At 69.9% G+C, this 16,754-nt stretch carries 14 protein-coding genes; 8 read left to right on the top strand and 6 right to left on the bottom strand.

The genetic code is table 11. From position 1 onward, the window contains the following. Positions 1–54: 54 nt before the first annotated feature. The 5 genes from rsfS to ACWDU4_RS01825 are packed head-to-tail and all read right to left on the bottom strand — an operon-like array spanning position 55 to position 4,924. The gene (gene rsfS / locus ACWDU4_RS01845) at positions 55–519 is read right to left on the bottom strand and encodes a ribosome silencing factor (protein ID WP_450112138.1); all 465 of its coding nucleotides are present in this window, start codon (positions 517–519) and stop codon (positions 55–57) included. Then, positions 520–1,221, bottom strand: coding sequence for a nicotinate-nucleotide adenylyltransferase (gene nadD / locus ACWDU4_RS01840; RefSeq protein WP_450112247.1), 702 nt, complete (start codon positions 1,219–1,221; stop codon positions 520–522). It abuts the gene before it with no gap. 45 nt (positions 1,222–1,266) lie between these two features. Next, positions 1,267–2,715, bottom strand: a complete 1,449-nt coding sequence (locus ACWDU4_RS01835; protein ID WP_450112137.1) for a vWA domain-containing protein — start codon at positions 2,713–2,715, stop codon at positions 1,267–1,269. 29 nt (positions 2,716–2,744) lie between these two features. Then, positions 2,745–3,626, bottom strand: coding sequence for an AAA family ATPase (locus ACWDU4_RS01830; protein ID WP_450112136.1), 882 nt, complete (start codon positions 3,624–3,626; stop codon positions 2,745–2,747). A gap of 23 nt (positions 3,627–3,649) precedes the next feature. Further along, positions 3,650–4,924: a glutamate-5-semialdehyde dehydrogenase gene (locus ACWDU4_RS01825; protein ID WP_450112135.1), complete on the bottom strand. Its 1,275-nt coding sequence runs from the start codon at positions 4,922–4,924 to the stop codon at positions 3,650–3,652. 372 nt (positions 4,925–5,296) lie between these two features. Between ACWDU4_RS01825 and ACWDU4_RS01820 the strand changes: the two genes are divergently transcribed. The 3 genes from ACWDU4_RS01820 (at position 5,297) to ACWDU4_RS01810 (ending at position 9,618) form a co-directional block, all read left to right on the top strand. Beyond that, positions 5,297–6,775 (top strand): MFS transporter, encoded by a 1,479-nt coding sequence (locus tag ACWDU4_RS01820; protein ID WP_450112134.1) that lies wholly within the window; start codon positions 5,297–5,299, stop codon positions 6,773–6,775. An 86-nt stretch (positions 6,776–6,861) separates the two neighbouring features. After that, complete coding sequence (locus ACWDU4_RS01815) at positions 6,862–7,752, top strand: ribokinase (protein ID WP_450112133.1); 891 nt, start codon at positions 6,862–6,864, stop codon at positions 7,750–7,752. Between the two features lie 75 nt (positions 7,753–7,827). Next, positions 7,828–9,618 carry an AMP-dependent synthetase/ligase gene (locus tag ACWDU4_RS01810; protein WP_450112132.1) on the top strand — a complete coding sequence of 597 codons (1,791 nt, stop codon included), beginning with the start codon at positions 7,828–7,830 and terminating at the stop codon, positions 9,616–9,618. 35 nt (positions 9,619–9,653) lie between these two features. On the opposite strand, the gene ACWDU4_RS01805 is transcribed toward ACWDU4_RS01810, so the two are convergent. Next, complete coding sequence (locus ACWDU4_RS01805; RefSeq protein WP_450112131.1) at positions 9,654–10,874, bottom strand: amidohydrolase; 1,221 nt, start codon at positions 10,872–10,874, stop codon at positions 9,654–9,656. A gap of 95 nt (positions 10,875–10,969) precedes the next feature. Here ACWDU4_RS01805 and ACWDU4_RS01800 point away from each other — a divergent pair, with 95 nt between their 5' ends. The 5 genes from ACWDU4_RS01800 (at position 10,970) to ACWDU4_RS01780 (ending at position 16,475) form a co-directional block, all read left to right on the top strand. Next, entirely contained in the window at positions 10,970–13,066 is a 2,097-nt protein-coding gene (locus ACWDU4_RS01800) for a DEAD/DEAH box helicase (RefSeq protein WP_450112130.1), read from the top strand. Between the two features lie 278 nt (positions 13,067–13,344). Next, entirely contained in the window at positions 13,345–13,860 is a 516-nt protein-coding gene (gene ectA, locus ACWDU4_RS01795; protein ID WP_450112129.1) for a diaminobutyrate acetyltransferase, read from the top strand. Further along, positions 13,860–15,122, top strand: coding sequence for a diaminobutyrate--2-oxoglutarate transaminase (ectB, locus tag ACWDU4_RS01790; protein WP_450112128.1), 1,263 nt, complete (start codon positions 13,860–13,862; stop codon positions 15,120–15,122). Before ectA ends, ectB begins: the two co-directional genes overlap by 1 nt. Positions 15,123–15,136: 14 nt before the next feature. After that, positions 15,137–15,535 carry an ectoine synthase gene (locus ACWDU4_RS01785; protein ID WP_450112127.1) on the top strand — a complete coding sequence of 133 codons (399 nt, stop codon included), beginning with the start codon at positions 15,137–15,139 and terminating at the stop codon, positions 15,533–15,535. A gap of 16 nt (positions 15,536–15,551) precedes the next feature. Next, positions 15,552–16,475, top strand: a complete 924-nt coding sequence (locus ACWDU4_RS01780) for a D-isomer specific 2-hydroxyacid dehydrogenase family protein (protein WP_450112126.1) — start codon at positions 15,552–15,554, stop codon at positions 16,473–16,475. The last annotated feature ends 279 nt before the right edge of the window (positions 16,476–16,754 follow it).

Here is a 16,754-nt window from a genome sequence, read left to right as displayed (position 1 = left end):
GTCGCCGCGGCGGGGCCGCGATCGAATGCCGCGCCGGAGACGCCGCGGCAGCTGTCACCGCCCGGACTCCGGCTCGCCCTGGTCGGCGCCGCCCAGTTCGGCGGCCTGCTCGTCCACGACGTCACCGTCGGAGTCGGCACCCCATTCGGTCGACCGCGGCTCGATGCCGTCGACCGGGACGATCGGGCAGTCCTTCCACAGCCGCTCCAGGCCGTAGAAGTTGCGCTCGTCGTCGTGCTGGACGTGGACCACCAGGTCGACGTAGTCGAGCAGCGCCCAGCGGCCCTCCCGGGTGCCCTCCTTGCGGACCGGCTTGTGCCCGGCCTCGCGGAGCTTGTCCTCGATGTTCTCCACGACTGAGTTGACCTGGCGCTCGTTGGAGGCGGAGGCGATGACGAAGCAGTCGGTGATGACCAACTGCTCGGACACGTCGAGCACCACCACGTCGTTGGCCAGCTTCTCGTCTGCGGCCAGCGCGGCGATCCGCGACATCTCGAGTGCTTCGGCGGATGCGCTCACTTAGGTGTTCTCCCGGTTCGGTTGACTGATGTTGTTCTGCGGTGCCGGCCCCGACACCGTGACCGCCCCGTCGAGGCGCTCGGCATCGCGTGGTCGGTACAGGTTGCGCTTGGAGATGTACTGCACCACCCCGTCCGGCACCAGGTACCAGACGGGCCGGTTCTCACTTGCCCGCTTCCGGCAGTCCGTGGACGAGATCGCCATGGCGGGGATCTCGACGAGGGTCAGGGCGTCCGGGCGGTCGGCGAGATGTTCGGCCAGGTGGTCGTCGCCGAGCTCGTACCCGGGCCGGCTCACACCCACGAACTTGGCCAGCTCGAACATCTCCTCCCAATTCTGCCAGGACAGGATCGTCTCGAGCGCGTCGGCGCCGGTGATGAAGAACAGGTCCGCGTCGGGGTGCTGGGAGTGCAGGTCACGGAGGGTGTCGACGGTGTAGGTGTCCTTGTGGCGGTCCACGTCGACCCGGCTGACGGAGAAGCTCGGGTTCGACGCGGTCGCGATGACCGTCATCAGGTAGCGGTCCTCGGCGGCGCTGACGTCCTTGCCCGCCTTCTGCCAGGGCTGCCCGGTCGGGACGAAGATGACCTCGTCGAGATCGAAGCGGTCGGCTACCTCACTGGCCGCGACGAGGTGTCCGTGGTGGATGGGATCGAACGTGCCACCCATCACGCCCAGCCGCCGTCGGCGCTTGCCGGCCATCTCTGCGTTTCGCACGAGGATCGAGCTTACTGGCACGGTCCGGCGTCAGATCGGCAGCAGCCCGGAGACGACGGCCGCCAACTGCTGCGCGTTGCGGCACTCGTGCATCTGCACCACGTCGGCGTACACCTTGGCGGCGGAGTCGCCGCTGCCCCACTGTCCGCGCGGCTCCGGGTTCAGCCAGTGCGTGTGCTTGGCGACGGTGGCCAGGTGTGCGAGCGACGCGACGTTCGTGTCGCGGTAGTTGTTGCGGGCGTCGCCGAGGATCAGCATCGACGTCTTCCCGGTCAGCGTGTGCGCGAACCGCTCCGCGAACACCCCGATCGCGTTGCCGTAGTCGGAGTGCCCGTCGTAGGCGATCAGGTCCGCTTCCCGGATCATCCGCGACATCGACGCGCCGAGATCGGCCCCCGAGTCGAAGAACCGGGTGACCTCGTCGGTGGTGTCGATGAACGCGAAGACCCGCACCCGGGAGAACTGCTCCCGCAGCGCGTGCACGAGCAGCAGCGTGAAGTTCGAGAACCCGGCCACCGATCCCGACACGTCGCACAGCACCACCAGCTCCGGGCGGGCGGGACGGGGCTTGCGCAGCACCAGGTCGATCGGGACCCCACCGGTGGACATCGATTTGCGCAGGGTCTTGCGCAGGTCGATCGCACCGGCCCGGGACCGTCTGCGGCGGGCGGCGAGCCTGCTCGCGAGCTTGCGCGCCAGCGGTGTCACGGTGCGCCGCAACGCCACCATCTCGGTGTCGGACGCGCGCAGGAAGTCGACCTCCTCCGCGAGCTTGGGCACCCCGTAGCTCGCGACCCGCTCCCTGCCGAGTTGTTCGGCGGAGCGGCGGCGTGTCTCGACCTCGACCATCTTGCGGAAGTCCGCGATCCGCTGCGCCGCCGTGCGGCGGGCGATCTCGGTGGCGTAGTCGGCGGCCTCGTGCTCGGCCTGGCCGGCGTTGCCGAGCAGGCCGTCGAGGATCCGCGACAGCAGCGTCTCCGGCGCCACGTCCCGCAGCGCCTGGTAGGCGGAGAATGAGGGCCCCTTCGAGGACTGGTACTGGCCGAGTTGCTCGACGAGTTGCGCCGTCAACTGTTCGACCCGGGCAAGTGCCTCCGGGGAACCGTCCACGAGCAGTCCGGCGATCAGCTCGCGCAGCGCCTCGAAGTCGACCTCGCCGTCCTCGCCCCGCGGGATGTCGACGTCGATCTCCCCGGTGCCGTCGGCGCGCTGACCGACCCCGGCCGGGAACCACAGGTCGAACAGGGCGTCGTAGGTGGCCCGATGGGTGGGCCTGCGCAGCAGCGCGCAGGCGAGCCCCTCCCGCAGCGCCTCCCGGTCGAGGAGGTCGAGCACCGACATCACCTGACCGGCGTCGACTGTCTCCGACGGCCCGACGGCGATCCCCCGCTTGCGCAGGGCCTCCACGAAGTCCACGAGATGCCCGGGCAGCCCGTACGGTGCCGCGGGAACCCCGGACGGGCCTGCGGTGACGGCCATGACGCCTCCTGTGTCTTCTCGCCCGCGACCTAGTTGAGGCGCAGCTCGGCGGCAGCGCGCTGCTGGTCGGACTGGTGCTTGAGGACGACGCCCATCGTGGTGCGGATCGCGTCGTCGTCGAGGGTGTCCATCCCGAGTGCGAGCAGGGTGCGACCCCAGTCGATGGTCTCCGCGACCGACGGCAGCTTCTTGAGCTGCATGCCACGCAGCACCCGGATGGTGCGCACGAGCTGTTCGGCGACCGCCTCGGGCAGCTCGGGAACCCGGCTGGCGAGAATACGGCGTTCGAGGTCGGCGTCCGGGAAGTCCAGGTGCAGGAACAGGCAGCGCCGCTTGAGCGCCTCGGACAGCTCCCGGGTGCCGTTGGAGGTCAGCACCGTGAACGGCTTGCGGGTGGCGGTGATGGTGCCGAGTTCGGGCACGGTGACCGCGAAATCACTGAGCACCTCGAGCAGCAGCCCCTCGATCTCGACGTCCGCCTTGTCGACCTCGTCGATCAGGAGCACGGTCGGGTCCTCGCGGCGGATCGCGGTCAGCAGCGGGCGTGAGAGCAGGAACTCCTCGGCGAACACGTCCTGCTTCGTCTCGTCCCACGAGTGCTCCGAGCTGGCCTGGATGCGCAGGATCTGCTTGGCGTGGTTCCACTCGTAGAGGGCGCGGGCCTCGTCCACGCCCTCGTAGCACTGCAACCGCACCAGTTCGGCGCCGGACGTCTGCGCCACGGCCCGCGACAGCTCGGTCTTGCCGACACCGGCCGGACCCTCGATGAGCAGCGGCTTGCCGAGCCGGTCGGCGAGGAACACCGCGGTGGCGGTGCCCTTGTCCGCGAGGTAGCCGGTCTCGGCGAGCCGGGCGATGACGTCGTCGACGCTGCTGAACACGGGCGGGGTGACGGGAAGTGCTCGATCCACGATGGAACCTTTCGGGCTGGAGGTCAGGCGGGGCGGGTGTGACCGTCGCCCCACACCACCCACTTGGTGGAGGTGAGCTCGGGCAGGCCCATCGGGCCGCGGGCGTGCAGCTTCTGGGTGGAGATGCCGATCTCGGCGCCGAACCCGAACTGCTCCCCGTCGGTGAAGGCGGTCGACGCGTTGACCATGACGGCGGCCGCGTCGACGCGGGCGGTGAACTCGCGGGCCGCGGACAGGTCGTCGGTGACGATGGCCTCGGTGTGCCCGGTGCCGTAGCGGTCGATGTGCTCGACCGCCGCGTTCAGGTCGGCGACCACCTTCATCGCGACGTCCAGGGTCAGGTACTCCTCGGCCCAGTCGGCCTCGGTGGCGGGCACCTGGCCCTCCAGGTCGCCGTGGATGACGACGCTCTGCGCCTGCAGCGCCTGCGTCAGCGCGGGAACCGCGGTGTCCGCGATGGCGGCGTCGATCAGGATCGTCTCGGCGGTGTTGCACACACTGGGCCGGCGGGTCTTGGCGTTGATCACGATTCTCTCTGCCTTGACCAGGTCGGCCGCGGAGTGCACGTAGACGTGGCAGTTGCCGACACCGGTCTCGATGGTCGGCACCGTGGCGTCGCGGACGACGGCACTGATCAGTCCGGCGCCGCCACGCGGGATGACCACGTCGACGAGTCCGCGGGCCTGGATCAGGTGGGTGACGGAGGAACGGTCCTCGCTGGGCAGCAGCTGCACGGCGTCGGCGGGCAGCCCCTGTGCGGTCAGCGCGGAGCGCAACACCTCGACGAGGGCGGCGTTGGAGGTCTTGGCCGACGAAGAGCCGCGCAGCAGGGCGGCGTTGCCGGACTTCAGTGCCAGACCGAACGCGTCGACGGTGACGTTGGGCCGGGCCTCGTAGACCATGCCGACCACGCCGAGCGGGACGCGCAGCTGACGGATCTCGAGGCCGTTCGGCAGGGTGGTGCCACGCACGACCTCGCCGATCGGGTCGGCGAGGCCGGCGACCTGCCGCAGACCGGAGGCGATGCCGTCGATCCGGTCGGCGGTCAGCCGCAGCCGGTCGATCAGCGATTCCTCGGTGCCGGCGGCGCGGGCGGTCTCCACGTCGACGGCGTTCGCCGCGAGCACGGTGTCGGTCGCGGCGAGGACGGCGTCGGCGGCGGCGTGCAGGGCCGCGTCCTTCTGCGCCGTGGTCAGCAGCGCCAGCGTCCGCGACGCCACGCGTGCGCGGCGCGCGGCCGCGTGCACGGCCTCCCGGACGGAGTCGGTCACCTGGGCACCCTCGTTCACCGCGGTCATGAGTACAGCGTAACGACCGCTAAGCACAGGGGTGCGGGGCGGAGTGCCCGTCACACCGCGGAGTTCGACACGAGCACGGAAGTTCGACACACACATGGGCGATTGTTAGCGTGGCTTCGTTATCCGCTGGTGGCTTCGGACCGGGTACCGCGTCGACGTGACGGTGTACCGGAACGGTTTCGGAGCATTGCCGCGAGCCAGAGCCATCCGGTGGGGGCCGGACAGAGCCACAGGGCCGCGCGCCGTCGACACCCGACCAGCACCGCCGCCGTGCGGGCGTCGAAAAGATGCGTACATCAGGTACGTACCCCGCCGGCGCGGCACATGCCTGCCGGGCACGAGCTCGGGACGGCAGCGCTGAGGAGCGCACACATGATCCCACAATCACAGATCAGCAGCGCCGACATCACCGCGTCACCCGACGTCACCGTTGTCGACGAGTCATCGGTCAAGCGGGCCGTGAAGGCGACGATGCTCGGCAACGCGATGGAATGGTTCGACTTCGGCGTGTACGCCTACCTGGCGACCACACTCGGGAAGGTCTTCTTCCCCGAGGCCAGCGGCGTGGCACAGCTGTTGTCCACCTTCGCGATCTTCGCCGCGGCCTTCGTCGTGCGCCCACTCGGCGGGCTCTTCTTCGGGCCGCTCGGCGACCGGATCGGACGCAAGCGTGTGCTGGCCACGACGATCGTCATGATGGCCGCGAGCACGTTCGCGATCGGACTCGTTCCGAGCTACGCGTCGATCGGGGTGGCCGCACCGATCCTGCTGGTGGTGTTCCGTCTCCTGCAGGGCTTTTCAACCGGTGGCGAGTACGGCGGCGCCAGCACCTTCGTCGCCGAGTACGCCCCGGACCGCCGCCGCGGGTTCTTCGCCAGCTTCCTCGAACTCGGCACGCTCGCCGGCTACGTCGCCGCCGCAGCCCTCGTGACCACGATCCAGGCGCTGACCACGGACGAGGCCCTGGTCGGCTGGGCCTGGCGGATCCCCTTCCTGATCGCGGGCCCGCTCGGGCTGATCGGCCTGTACCTGCGTCTGCGGCTGGAGGAGACACCTGCATTCCGGGCGCTGGAGGACGCCCGCACCGAGACCGACGGGACCGCGGAGTCCCCCCAGGTGAGTGCGCTGGCGAAGCTGCGCGAGACCGTCACGGGCAGTTGGCGGCCGATGCTGCTGTGCATCGTCCTCGTCGCGACCTACAACATCGCGCACTACGGTCTGCTCACCTATATGCCGACCTACCTGTCGAACACCCTCGGATACGACGAGACGCACGGCCTGCTCCTGATGATCGTGGTGATGGTCGCGATGATGGCGGCGATCACCCGGGTCGGCGCACTCTCCGACCGGCTGGGCCGAAAGCCACTGCTGCTCATCGGTTTCGCCGGCTTCTTCGCCCTGTCCCTGCCGGCGTACCTGCTGATCGGACAGGGCGGCTACCTCCCGGTGATCGTCGGTCTGGCCATCCTCGGTGCGTTGCTGCTGCTGTTCGTCGGCGTCTTCCCGTCGGTGCTGCCCGCCCTGTTCCCCACCGGTGTCCGCTACGGTGCGCTCGCGATCGCGTACAACCTCGCGGTCTCACTGTTCGGCGGCACGACCCCGTTGGCGATCACGGCACTCGAGGACGCGACCGGGAGCACCCTCGTCGCACCCTTCTACATGATGGGCGCCGCCCTGATCGGTGGTTTCGCGGTCCTGCTGATCCCCGAGACCGCACGACGCCCGCTCGAGGGCTGCGCCCCCGCGGTCGCCACGGAATCCGAGGCCCGTACCGTGCTGCGGCGCCTGCGGACCCGAACCGCACACGCCGCAACCGAACTCGCCCGCCGGCCGCAGGCCGATCACGCCTGAGCAGTCACCACCCCACCATCCGACCGAATGTGGGATTCGATCACGTGAAGTGACCGAATCCCACATTCGGTCAGTACCCTGAGCTCATGTCCGGCACCGTGACCGTCCTCGGCAGCGTCAACATGGACCTCGTGGCCACCACTCCCCGAATGCCGCGTCCAGGAGAAACGGTGCTGGGCAACGGATTCCATACGGGGTCGGGCGGGAAAGGCGCCAACCAGGCGGTCGCGGCGGCACGCGCGGGCTCGGACGTCACCTTCCTCGGCGCGGTCGGCGACGACACGTTCGCCGCACCACTGCGGGCCGGCCTGGCCGACGCGGGGGTTGACGTGACACTGCTGCGCGTGGCGCCCGGACCGAGCGGGGTCGCCGCGATCACCGTCGATGCGACGGGCGAGAACTCGATCGTGGTGGTGCCCGGCGCGAACGCCACCGTCACCACCCTGACCGAGGCGGACCTCGCCGCCGTCGCACGCGCGGACGTGCTGCTGTGCCAGCTCGAACTGCCGGTCCCGACGGTCACCGCCGCTGCCGAGCACGCCCGCGCCGCGGGCACCACGGTGTTCCTGAATCCGTCTCCGGCGGGTCCGCTTCCGGATGCGCTCGTCGCCGCCGTGGATGTGCTCGTCGTCAACGAGACGGAGGCCGGCCAGCTCGGCGAAGCCACCCTGGACCGGGTGCCCCACCTGATCACGACACTGGGCGGTCGAGGCGCCCGCTGGCGAGGACCCGACGGTGCCTCGGCGCACGCCGAGGCACACGCCGTCGCGGTCGTCGACACCACCGGCGCCGGCGACGCGTTCACCGGCACCCTCGCCGCGTCGTGGCACCTCGGTCCGACGGCGGCGCTGCAGCGCGCGACCGCGGCCGGGGCACTGGCGACCACCCGACCCGGCGCGGCGGCGTCCTCCCCCACCGCCGCGGAGGTGGACGATCTGCTCGCGCGACATCCGGACGCCAAATCGATGCGCAACTAGTTCGCCTGGCATACCATCGCCCCACTGCGGCCAGAGTGAGTCAGATCACATGCCGCCCGTCGAATGGGGTACCGGATGAACCGGACAGTTGCGGGCACGACCATCGCGGATCTCGCGTTCCGTGCCGCCGAGGCGTACGGCAACCGTCCCGCCGCGCGCTGGCAGAGCACACCGGACCAGTGGGAAGAGATCAACTACCGGGAGCTCGCCGACCGGGTCACCGACTTCGGGGCCGGCCTGATCGACCTCGGGCTGTCTCCCGGCGACCGCGTCGCGGTCCTCGGAGCCACCCGCCCGGACTGGTCGATCGCGCACCTGGCGATCGTCGCGGCGGGCGGCGTGCACGTCTCGGTCTACCCGACCAACTCCGCGGAGGAATGCGCGTGGGTGGTGGGCAATTCGGAGGCCCGCGGCATCGTCTGCGAGAACGCCGAGCAGGTCGCCAAGATCGCGGCCGTCCGCGACCAGCTCCCGGCTCTGGAGTGGATCGTCGTCCAGGGCGGTGAGGCGGCGGGTGCGGTGCCGGCGGACGAGATCCGCGAACGGGGCCGCGCGGCCGGCGCCGAGGAACTGCGGCGACGTTCGGCCGCGGTCGATCCGTCGGATCCGTACGTGTTCATGTACACCTCGGGCACCACGGGGCCGCCGAAGGGCTGCGTTCTCTCCCACGGCAACTACCGCGCGATCATGACCGCGAATGTCGCCCTGGACGAGATCGAGGGCATCGAATCCGACGAGGACATGGTGCTGTACCTGTTCCTGCCGCTCGCGCACGCATTCGCGCTGCTCTTCCAACTGCTGGCGTTCGACCGCGGCGGGGTCATCGCCTACTGGGGCGGCGACACCGCCCGCATCGTCGCCGAGGTGATGCAGGTGCGGCCCACCCATCTGCCGTCGGTGCCGCGCGTGTTCGAGAAGGTCTACACCCTGGCGGTCGGATCCAAGCCTGCCGAGGAGCGTGACCGGATCCTCGCCGCCGCGGCACTCGGGGTCCGGGTGCGGGACATGGAGCAGGCGGGCGAACCGGTGCCCGCCGAGTTGAGGACGCAGTTCGACGCCGCCGATGCCGCACTGTTCCAGGGCGTGCGGGCCCTGTTCGGCGGCAACCTCGATCTCGCGATCACGGGAGCCGCCCCGATCTCGAAGGAGATCCTCGAGTTCTTCTACGGCTGCGGCGTGCCGCTGATGGAGGGCTTCGGAATGACCGAGACCTCCACGGGCGCGACGGTGAACACCGCCCGGAACCACCGGTTCGGCACCGTCGGCCGGACGCTGCCCGGCATCGAGGCCCGGGTCGCCGAGGACGGCGAGCTCCTACTCAAGGGCGGCAACATCTTCCAGGGCTACTACAAGATGGAGGACGCGTCGTTCGGGGCGATCACCGACGGCTGGTTGCACACCGGCGACCTCGCGTCGATCGACGAGGACGGCTACGTCTCGATCATCGGCCGTAAGAAGGACATCATCGTCACCTCAGGCGGCAAGAACCTGACACCGGCGAACCTGGAGAACGATCTCAAGCGCTCACCCTGGATCAGCCAGGCCGTCATGCACGGCGACCGCCGCCCCTACCCGGTGGTGCTGGTGACCCTCGACCCGGAGACGGTACTGCCCTGGGCGCAGGCCCAGGGCCTCCCGGATTCGATCGCCGCGCTGTCGACACACCCGACCGTCGTCGATCTCGTCCAGCAGGCTGTGGACGCCGCGAACGCCAAACTGGCTCAGCCCGAACAGGTCAAGAAGTTCGCCATCGCCGACCGGGACCTGTCCCAGGAGACCGGCGAGCTGACCCCGACCCTGAAGATCAAACGGAAGGTGGTCGGCGAGAACTTCGCCGCCGTGTTCGACGCGATGTACACGGACTGACCCGCCGGGAGGCGGCGCCCACCCCGGCGCCGCCGTCAGTCCAGCCACTCCAGCGCGGCCGTCACCAGCGCCGCCACCCCGGTGTCCAGGGTGGGCCGGATCGCGGGGGCGAACTGCGGGGAGTGGTTGGACGGCAGCGGCGTTCCGTCGCTCATGTCGAACCCGCCGAAGAACCAGTAGGCGAGCGGGATTCCGAGTTCGGTGGCGAGGTCGCCGACGTCCTCGCTGCCCGCGACGGGCCCGATCTCGAACACCTTGTCGTCGCCGAGCAGGCCGCGCAGCACCCCGAGGGTGCGCCGGGTGGCGTCGGCGTCGTTCACGGTGAGCGGGAAGCTGTTCAGCTCGGTGATCTCCGGCTGCATCGGGGCACCGGACGCGTCGGCCTCGGCGTTGGCGATCCGGGTGATGCCCTCGGCGAGCTGCTCGGCGACGTGGGTGTCGAAGGCTCGGGTGTTGACCTTGAGCACCGCCTCGTCCGGGATGACGTTCTCCTTGGTGCCTGCCTGGAACGAGCCGACGGTGACCACGGCCGGGTTGGTCGGCGACACCTCACGCGAGACCAGGGTCTGCAGCCGCATCACGGTCGAGGCGCCCATCACGACCGGATCGATCGTGTGGTCGGGCATCGACCCGTGCCCGCCGCGGCCGAACATCCGGATCTGCACGCTGCGCGCCGCGGCCATCGCGGTGCCGGGGCTGGCGAACACGGTGCCCACCGGGCCCGGCATGACGTGCTGGCCGAGCACCACCGACGGGGCGGGGATCTTCGAGTAGAGACCGTCGTCGATCATCCGGCGGGCGCCGTCGCCGAGCTCCTCGGCGGGCTGGAACAGCGCGACGAGAGTGCCCGACCACTGCTCCCGCCCGGCGGCTAGCAGGTCCGCGGCACCGAGCAGGCAGGTGACGTGCATGTCGTGACCGCACGCGTGCATCACCGGCACTGTGTCGCCCGCGCCGTCGACCGCGGTGGCGGTGGACGCGTACTCGAGCCCCGTGTCCTCGCGGACCGGCAACGCGTCCATGTCGGCCCGCAGCAGCACCACCGGCCCGTCGCCGTTCCGCAGCACCCCGACCACGCCGGTGCCTCCGATGCCGGCCGTCACCTCGTACCCGGACGCGGCGAGCCGCTCGGCGACGATTCCCGCCGTGCGGTGTTCGGCGTGCGAGAGCTCGGGATGCGCGTGCAGGTCTCGGTAGAGGTCGACCAGCTCGGCGGCGAGCGCGTCGAAACCCGACAGAATCGTGTGATCGGTCACGTCCATCCATCAGGCCTACCACGCCGTAGCGGATTTCGGCGTCAGGTCCCGGCAGGCGGTCATCGTTGTCGGCGTCGTCGGGCACGATGGACGCCATGACCTCAGCCACCACGGATCTACGCGCCGACGCCGAAGCCCTGCTACGGGAACTCGCAGGCCCGGACGCACGGCTGCGGGAGGACCAGTGGGTCGCCATCGAGGCGCTGGTCGTCCAGCGGCGGCGCGCACTGGTCGTACAGCGCACCGGCTGGGGCAAGTCCGCGGTGTACTTTATCTCCGCGAAGCTGCTGCGGGCCCGCGGGCACGGCCCGACCGTCATCGTCTCGCCGCTGCTGGCGTTGATGCGCAACCAGGTCGACTCCGCCGCACGCGCCGGGGTGCGGGCGGCGACGATCAACTCCGGCAACGTCACCGAGTGGGACGAGATCCACCAGCGCATCGCGGACCGCGAGGTGGACGTGCTGCTGGTCAGCCCCGAACGGTTGAACAACCCCGACTTCCGGGACCAGGTGCTGCCGTCCCTGGCCGCGGACGCCGGCCTCGTCGTGGTCGACGAAGCCCACTGCGTCTCCGACTGGGGCCATGACTTCCGTCCCGACTACCGGCGCATCCGCACCCTGATCGCCGAACTGGGCGACGGCATCCCGGTGCTGGCCACCACCGCGACCGCCAACGACCGGGTGGTCGCGGACGTCTCCGCCCAGCTCGGCGTCGGCGGCGCCGAGACGCTGGTACTGCGCGGTGGACTCGAACGCGAGTCGCTGTCGCTGTCGGTGGTCCGTATCGACGAGGCGACCGAGCGGGCGGCCTGGCTCGGGCAACGGCTCGACTCGCTGCCCGGGTCGGGCATCATCTACACCCTCACGGTGTCCGCGGCCCGCGACCTCGCCGCGCTGCTCGCCGAGCAGGGGCACACGGTCGCCGCGTACACCGGGCAAACCGACACCGCCGAGCGTGAGCAACTCGAGGCGGACCTGTTGAACAACCGGGTCAAGGCACTGGTCGCAACGTCGGCCCTCGGGATGGGCTTCGACAAGCCCGACCTGGGGTTCGTCGTGCACCTGGGGGCGCCGTCCTCCCCGATCTCGTACTACCAGCAGGTCGGCCGCGCCGGCCGCTCCACCGACCGCGCCGAGGTGGTGCTGCTGCCCGGGCACGAGGACCGGCAGATCTGGAGTTACTTTGCCTCCGTTGCCTTCCCACACGAACACGTGGTGCGGCGCGTGCTCGAGGTGCTCGACCCCGAGCGTCCTCAGTCCACGCAGGCCCTCGAACCGCTGGTCGAGCTGAACCGGTCGCGGCTGGAGATGGTGCTCAAGGTGCTCGATGTGGACGGGGCGGTCCGCCGGGTGCGCGGCGGCTGGATCGGCACCGGGCAGCCGTGGGTGTACGACGCACCGCGCTACGAGCGGCTCGAGCGGGCCCGGTCGGCCGAGCAGCAGGCGATGGTCGACTATCAAACCACGTCGATGTGCCGGATGGAGTTCTTGCGTCGCCAGCTCGACGACCCGCTGCTGTCGGACGGTGCGGCGCCGTGCGGTCGCTGCGACAACTGCACCGGCGTCGCCGTCGACGCCACCGTCGACGCGGAGTCGATCGCCCGGGCGAGGGCCCGCCTGGACCGCCCCGGTGTGGACCTGGCGCCCCGCAAACAGTGGCCGACCGGCCTGGCGAAGCTCGGAGTCTCGTTGTCCGGGAAGATCACCGACGGCCCGGAGACCGGGCGGGTGCTCGGCAGGCTGTCCGACCTCGGCTGGGGTCAGCGACTGCGCGCACTGTTCGACGGCCCGGACGGTCCCGTCCCGGACGCCGTGGTCGACGCCGCGATCAAGGTGCTGGCGTCCTGGGACTGGGCAGTGCGCCCGACGTCGGTGATCGCGCTCGAGTCCGAGTCCCGACCGCAGCTGGTGTCGTCGCTTGCGGCCCGGCTGGCGCAGGTGGGCCGGCTGACCGATCTCGGCGTCCTGCCCCGCACACCCGGCCACCCCCCGGTGTCGGCGGCGAATTCCGCGTACCGCGTCGCCGGGCTGGCGGGCGCGTGGACGGCACCGGACCTGACCGCGGTCAGCGGGCCGATCCTGCTCGTCGACGACCTGTCGGACACCGGCTGGACGTTGACGATGGCGGCGCGCGAACTCCGGTCGGCGGGCGCCGACGCCGTCCTGCCGTTCGCGTTGGCGAGCGTCAGCTGATCGAGCCGCGGACGGCCCCTGACGACGGTGGCCGTCCGCCTGTCGGGTGCCGCGCCGACGAGGTCCGCGAGGACGACCACAATCGCCCGAAACACCCCGAGCGCTACACAATGTGTCGCACATCACATCCATGGTCTCACCAGCATCGAACCCGGCGTGTTGCAACCAATTTCGCATCACGGGGGTGAAACGGCCGTGCTCCCGTTGTTACGTTCGGATTGCATATGAAGCCAGCTACGGAGAGCAGTACCCCAACCCTGTCACTTCACCCGCCGACGATGACGGACGACCCGAGGCACCGGGCGACCGCCTGCCGCAGGCCGACGGTCGCCGACGGAACCAGGATGTGGGAGATCGCCCGCGGCTCGCGAGTGCTCGATCTCAATTCCAGCTACTCCTACCTGTTGTGGTGCAGAGATTTCCACGACAGCTCCACCGTCGCCGAGATCGACGGTCGCGTCGTCGGGTTCGTCACCGGATTCGTCCGGCCACAGGACCCGCAGACCGTGTTCGTCTGGCAGGTCGCCGTCGACGAGAGCGCACGCGGCCAGGGAGTGGCCGCCGCGATGCTCGGCGACCTCCTCGATCACCTTGCACACCAGGGGATCACCCGCCTGGAAACGACGATCAGCCCGGACAACACCGCGTCGATCGCCCTGTTCACGGCATTGGCCCGCAACCGCTACACCACCATCACGAAGCGAGAACTTTTCACCCCCAATCACTTTCCCGATACGCACGAATCCGAAGAGCTCTACGTCGTCGGGGACGAGAGCACCGAAGGAGCGCGATGATGACCACCGCAGTCGACACCAGCATCTTCACCACCCTCGAATCCGAGGTCCGCAGCTACAGCCGGTCCTGGCCGACCGTCTTCGAGTCCGCGTCCGGGTCCTGGCTGCGCGCCGAGGACGGTCGCGAGTACCTGGACTTCTTCGCCGGGGCAGGCGCACTGAACTACGGCCACAACAACCCGGTCCTCAAGCGGGCCCTCCTCGACTACATCGACGCCAACGGCATCACCCACGGCCTCGACATGCACACCGTCGCCAAGCGGCGCTTTCTCGAGACCTTCGAGGACCTCGTCCTGACGCCGCGCCGACTCGACTACAAGGTCCAGTTCCCCGGACCCACCGGCACCAACGCGGTCGAATCGGCGCTCAAGCTCGCCCGCAAGGTCACCGGACGCGAGTCGATCGTCAACTTCACCAACGCCTTCCACGGCATGACCCTCGGGTCCCTCTCTGTCACGGGCAACTCCATGAAGCGTGCGGGCGCGGGGGTCCCCCTCGTCCACTCCACGCCGATGCCGTTCGACAACTACTTCGACGGCGAGATGCCCGACTTCCACTGGTTCGAGCGCGTCCTGGACGACGCGGGCAGTGGCCTCAACCGGCCCGCCGCCGTGATCGTCGAGACCGTCCAGGGCGAGGGGGGCGTCAACGTCGCCCGCCCCGAGTGGCTCCGCGCCCTCGCCGACCTGTGCTCCTCGCGCGGGATCCTGCTCATCGTCGACGACGTCCAGATGGGCTGCGGTCGCACCGGCCCGTTCTTCTCATTCGAGATCGCCGGTATCACGCCCGACATCGTCACCCTCTCGAAGTCCATCGGCGGCTACGGCCTTCCGATGGCCCTGACCCTGTTCAAGCCGGAACTCGACGTCTGGTCCCCCGGCGAACACAACGGCACCTTCCGTGGCAACAACCCCGCCTTCGTCACGGCCACCGCCGCGCTCGAGCAGTACTGGTCCGACGATCTGCTCCAGCTGTCCACCGCGTCCAAGGGCCGGCGGATCGGGGAGATCTTCGCCAACCTCGCGGATTCGTTCGACGGCGTCAGCACCCGCGGTCGCGGAATGGTGCAGGGCCTGGTGTTCGACGATCCGGGCAAGGCGGTGAAGGTGTGCGGCCTCGCATACGACGAGGGCCTGTTGGCCGAGACCTCGGGCCCGTCGGACGAGGTCGTGAAACTTCTTCCGCCCCTGACGATCACGAGCGACGAATTGAACCACGGCCTGAGCATTCTCGCCGAAGCCACTGCCAAGGTCTGCGCCTGACGAGGAGATTTCCCATGATCGTTCGCACCACCGATGAGATCACCGACACCGACCGCGACATCACGAGCGCCGACGGCAACTGGCGTTCCAAGCGCATCGTGCTCGCCGGCGACGGCGTCGGGTTCTCCTTCCACGAGACCACCATCGCCCCCGGCTCGGTCAACGAGTTCCACTACGCCAACCACATCGAGGCCGTCTGGCTGATCGAGGGCGACGGCATCCTCACCGACCTGGACAGCGGCGAGGTGCACGAACTGCGGCCGGGCACCATGTACCTGCTCGACGGCCACGAACGGCACCGCGTCGAACCGGTCACGCAGATGCGGATGCTGTGCGTGTTCAACCCCCCGGTCACCGGCCGGGAGGTGCACGACGAGAATGGCGCCTACCCGCTGATCGAGATGCCCGCCTGACGTTCAGGAGTACGCCATGACGCCCGTGCCCGTCGCCCTCGGACCTCACGCCGATCCGGCCCTGATGGACGCGATCGTCCGCGCCGGCGGACAGTGGTCACCGATGGAGGGGGCACGGGCGTTGGTCTGGGACGCCGGGCCGGAGAGGTTCCCCGAGACGCTGCCGGAGTCGATCCGCTGGGTGCAGCTCTACTCGGCCGGGGTCGAGGAGTGGTTCGCCGCGGGCATCATCGCCCGCCATCCGGGAGTCGAATGGACCTCCGCGGCGGGGGCGTTCGCGGCCACCGTCGCCGAGCACGCGCTCACTCTGCTGCTTGCGGGTGTGCGTTCGCTCCCCGACCAGATCACCGCGACAAGTTGGCGGCAGCAGGAGTTCTTCGGCCGGGTCGGGACGCTGCGTGGCAGCCGGGTCGGCATCCTCGGCGCCGGCGGCATCGGCCGCGCGCTGGTCCCGATGCTGACGGCGGTCGGCGCGACCGTGGTGGCGGTGAACCGGTCCGGAACACCGGTACCCGGCGCCGAGGTGACGCTGCCCGCCGAGCGCACCGACGAGATGTGGAGCCAGGTCGACCATGTCGTGATCGCGGCCCCCGCGACCGCCGACACCCGGCACCTGGTCGGTGCCGAGCAGTTGCGGCGGCTGGGCCCCCGGTCCTGGGTGATCAACGTGGCGCGCGGCTCCCTCGTCGACACCGACGCCCTCGTCACCGCGCTGCGCGACGGCACGATCGGCGGTGCCGGGCTCGACGTCACCGACCCCGAACCGCTGCCCGACGGGCATCCGCTGTGGGCCCTGCCGAACGCCATCATCACCCCGCACTGCTCGAACCCGCCGGCGGTGCGGCCCCCGGCATTCGCCGAGCACGTCGCCGCCAATGTCGCCCGCTTCGCGGGCGGCGAGCCGCTGGTCGCCCGGATCGACCCGTCGACCGGTTACTGACCGGCCAACTGACACGCTCCCCCGCGCCCCGGGTGGCAACCGGTTGCACTCGCACCGGTCGCCACCCGGGGCGCACTGCTGTCTCGTGCCGAATCCGCCGAATCCCATTGACAACCCCGGACCGCTGTGGTCATCATGAATTAATCAATCACGCGATTGATTTTAGGGGATGGGGGTCCGCGCCCACCGCGCGAACCCGACGCACAGTCCGGCGACACCGGCGCGGTCACACCACCCCCGCCCGTGAGCACGTCAGCCCGTAGACAGCTTCACCTCGAC

Source organism: Rhodococcus sp. NPDC003348 (assembly GCF_053589375.1).
This window is presented reverse-complemented; position numbering and strand designations above follow the sequence as displayed.

Coding starts and splice junctions, on each gene's coding strand:
- nadD (WP_450112247.1), bottom strand. CDS start 1,221: ATGGCCGGCAAGCGCCGACGGCGGCTGGGCGTGATGGGTGGCACGTTC.
- ACWDU4_RS01835 (WP_450112137.1), bottom strand. CDS start 2,715: ATGGCCGTCACCGCAGGCCCGTCCGGGGTTCCCGCGGCACCGTACGGG.
- ACWDU4_RS01825 (WP_450112135.1), bottom strand. CDS start 4,924: ATGACCGCGGTGAACGAGGGTGCCCAGGTGACCGACTCCGTCCGGGAG.
- ACWDU4_RS01820 (WP_450112134.1), top strand. CDS start 5,297: ATGATCCCACAATCACAGATCAGCAGCGCCGACATCACCGCGTCACCC.
- ACWDU4_RS01815 (WP_450112133.1), top strand. CDS start 6,862: ATGTCCGGCACCGTGACCGTCCTCGGCAGCGTCAACATGGACCTCGTG.
- ACWDU4_RS01810 (WP_450112132.1), top strand. CDS start 7,828: ATGAACCGGACAGTTGCGGGCACGACCATCGCGGATCTCGCGTTCCGT.
- ACWDU4_RS01800 (WP_450112130.1), top strand. CDS start 10,970: ATGACCTCAGCCACCACGGATCTACGCGCCGACGCCGAAGCCCTGCTA.
- ectA (WP_450112129.1), top strand. CDS start 13,345: ATGACGGACGACCCGAGGCACCGGGCGACCGCCTGCCGCAGGCCGACG.
- ectB (WP_450112128.1), top strand. CDS start 13,860: ATGACCACCGCAGTCGACACCAGCATCTTCACCACCCTCGAATCCGAG.
- ACWDU4_RS01785 (WP_450112127.1), top strand. CDS start 15,137: ATGATCGTTCGCACCACCGATGAGATCACCGACACCGACCGCGACATC.
- ACWDU4_RS01780 (WP_450112126.1), top strand. CDS start 15,552: ATGACGCCCGTGCCCGTCGCCCTCGGACCTCACGCCGATCCGGCCCTG.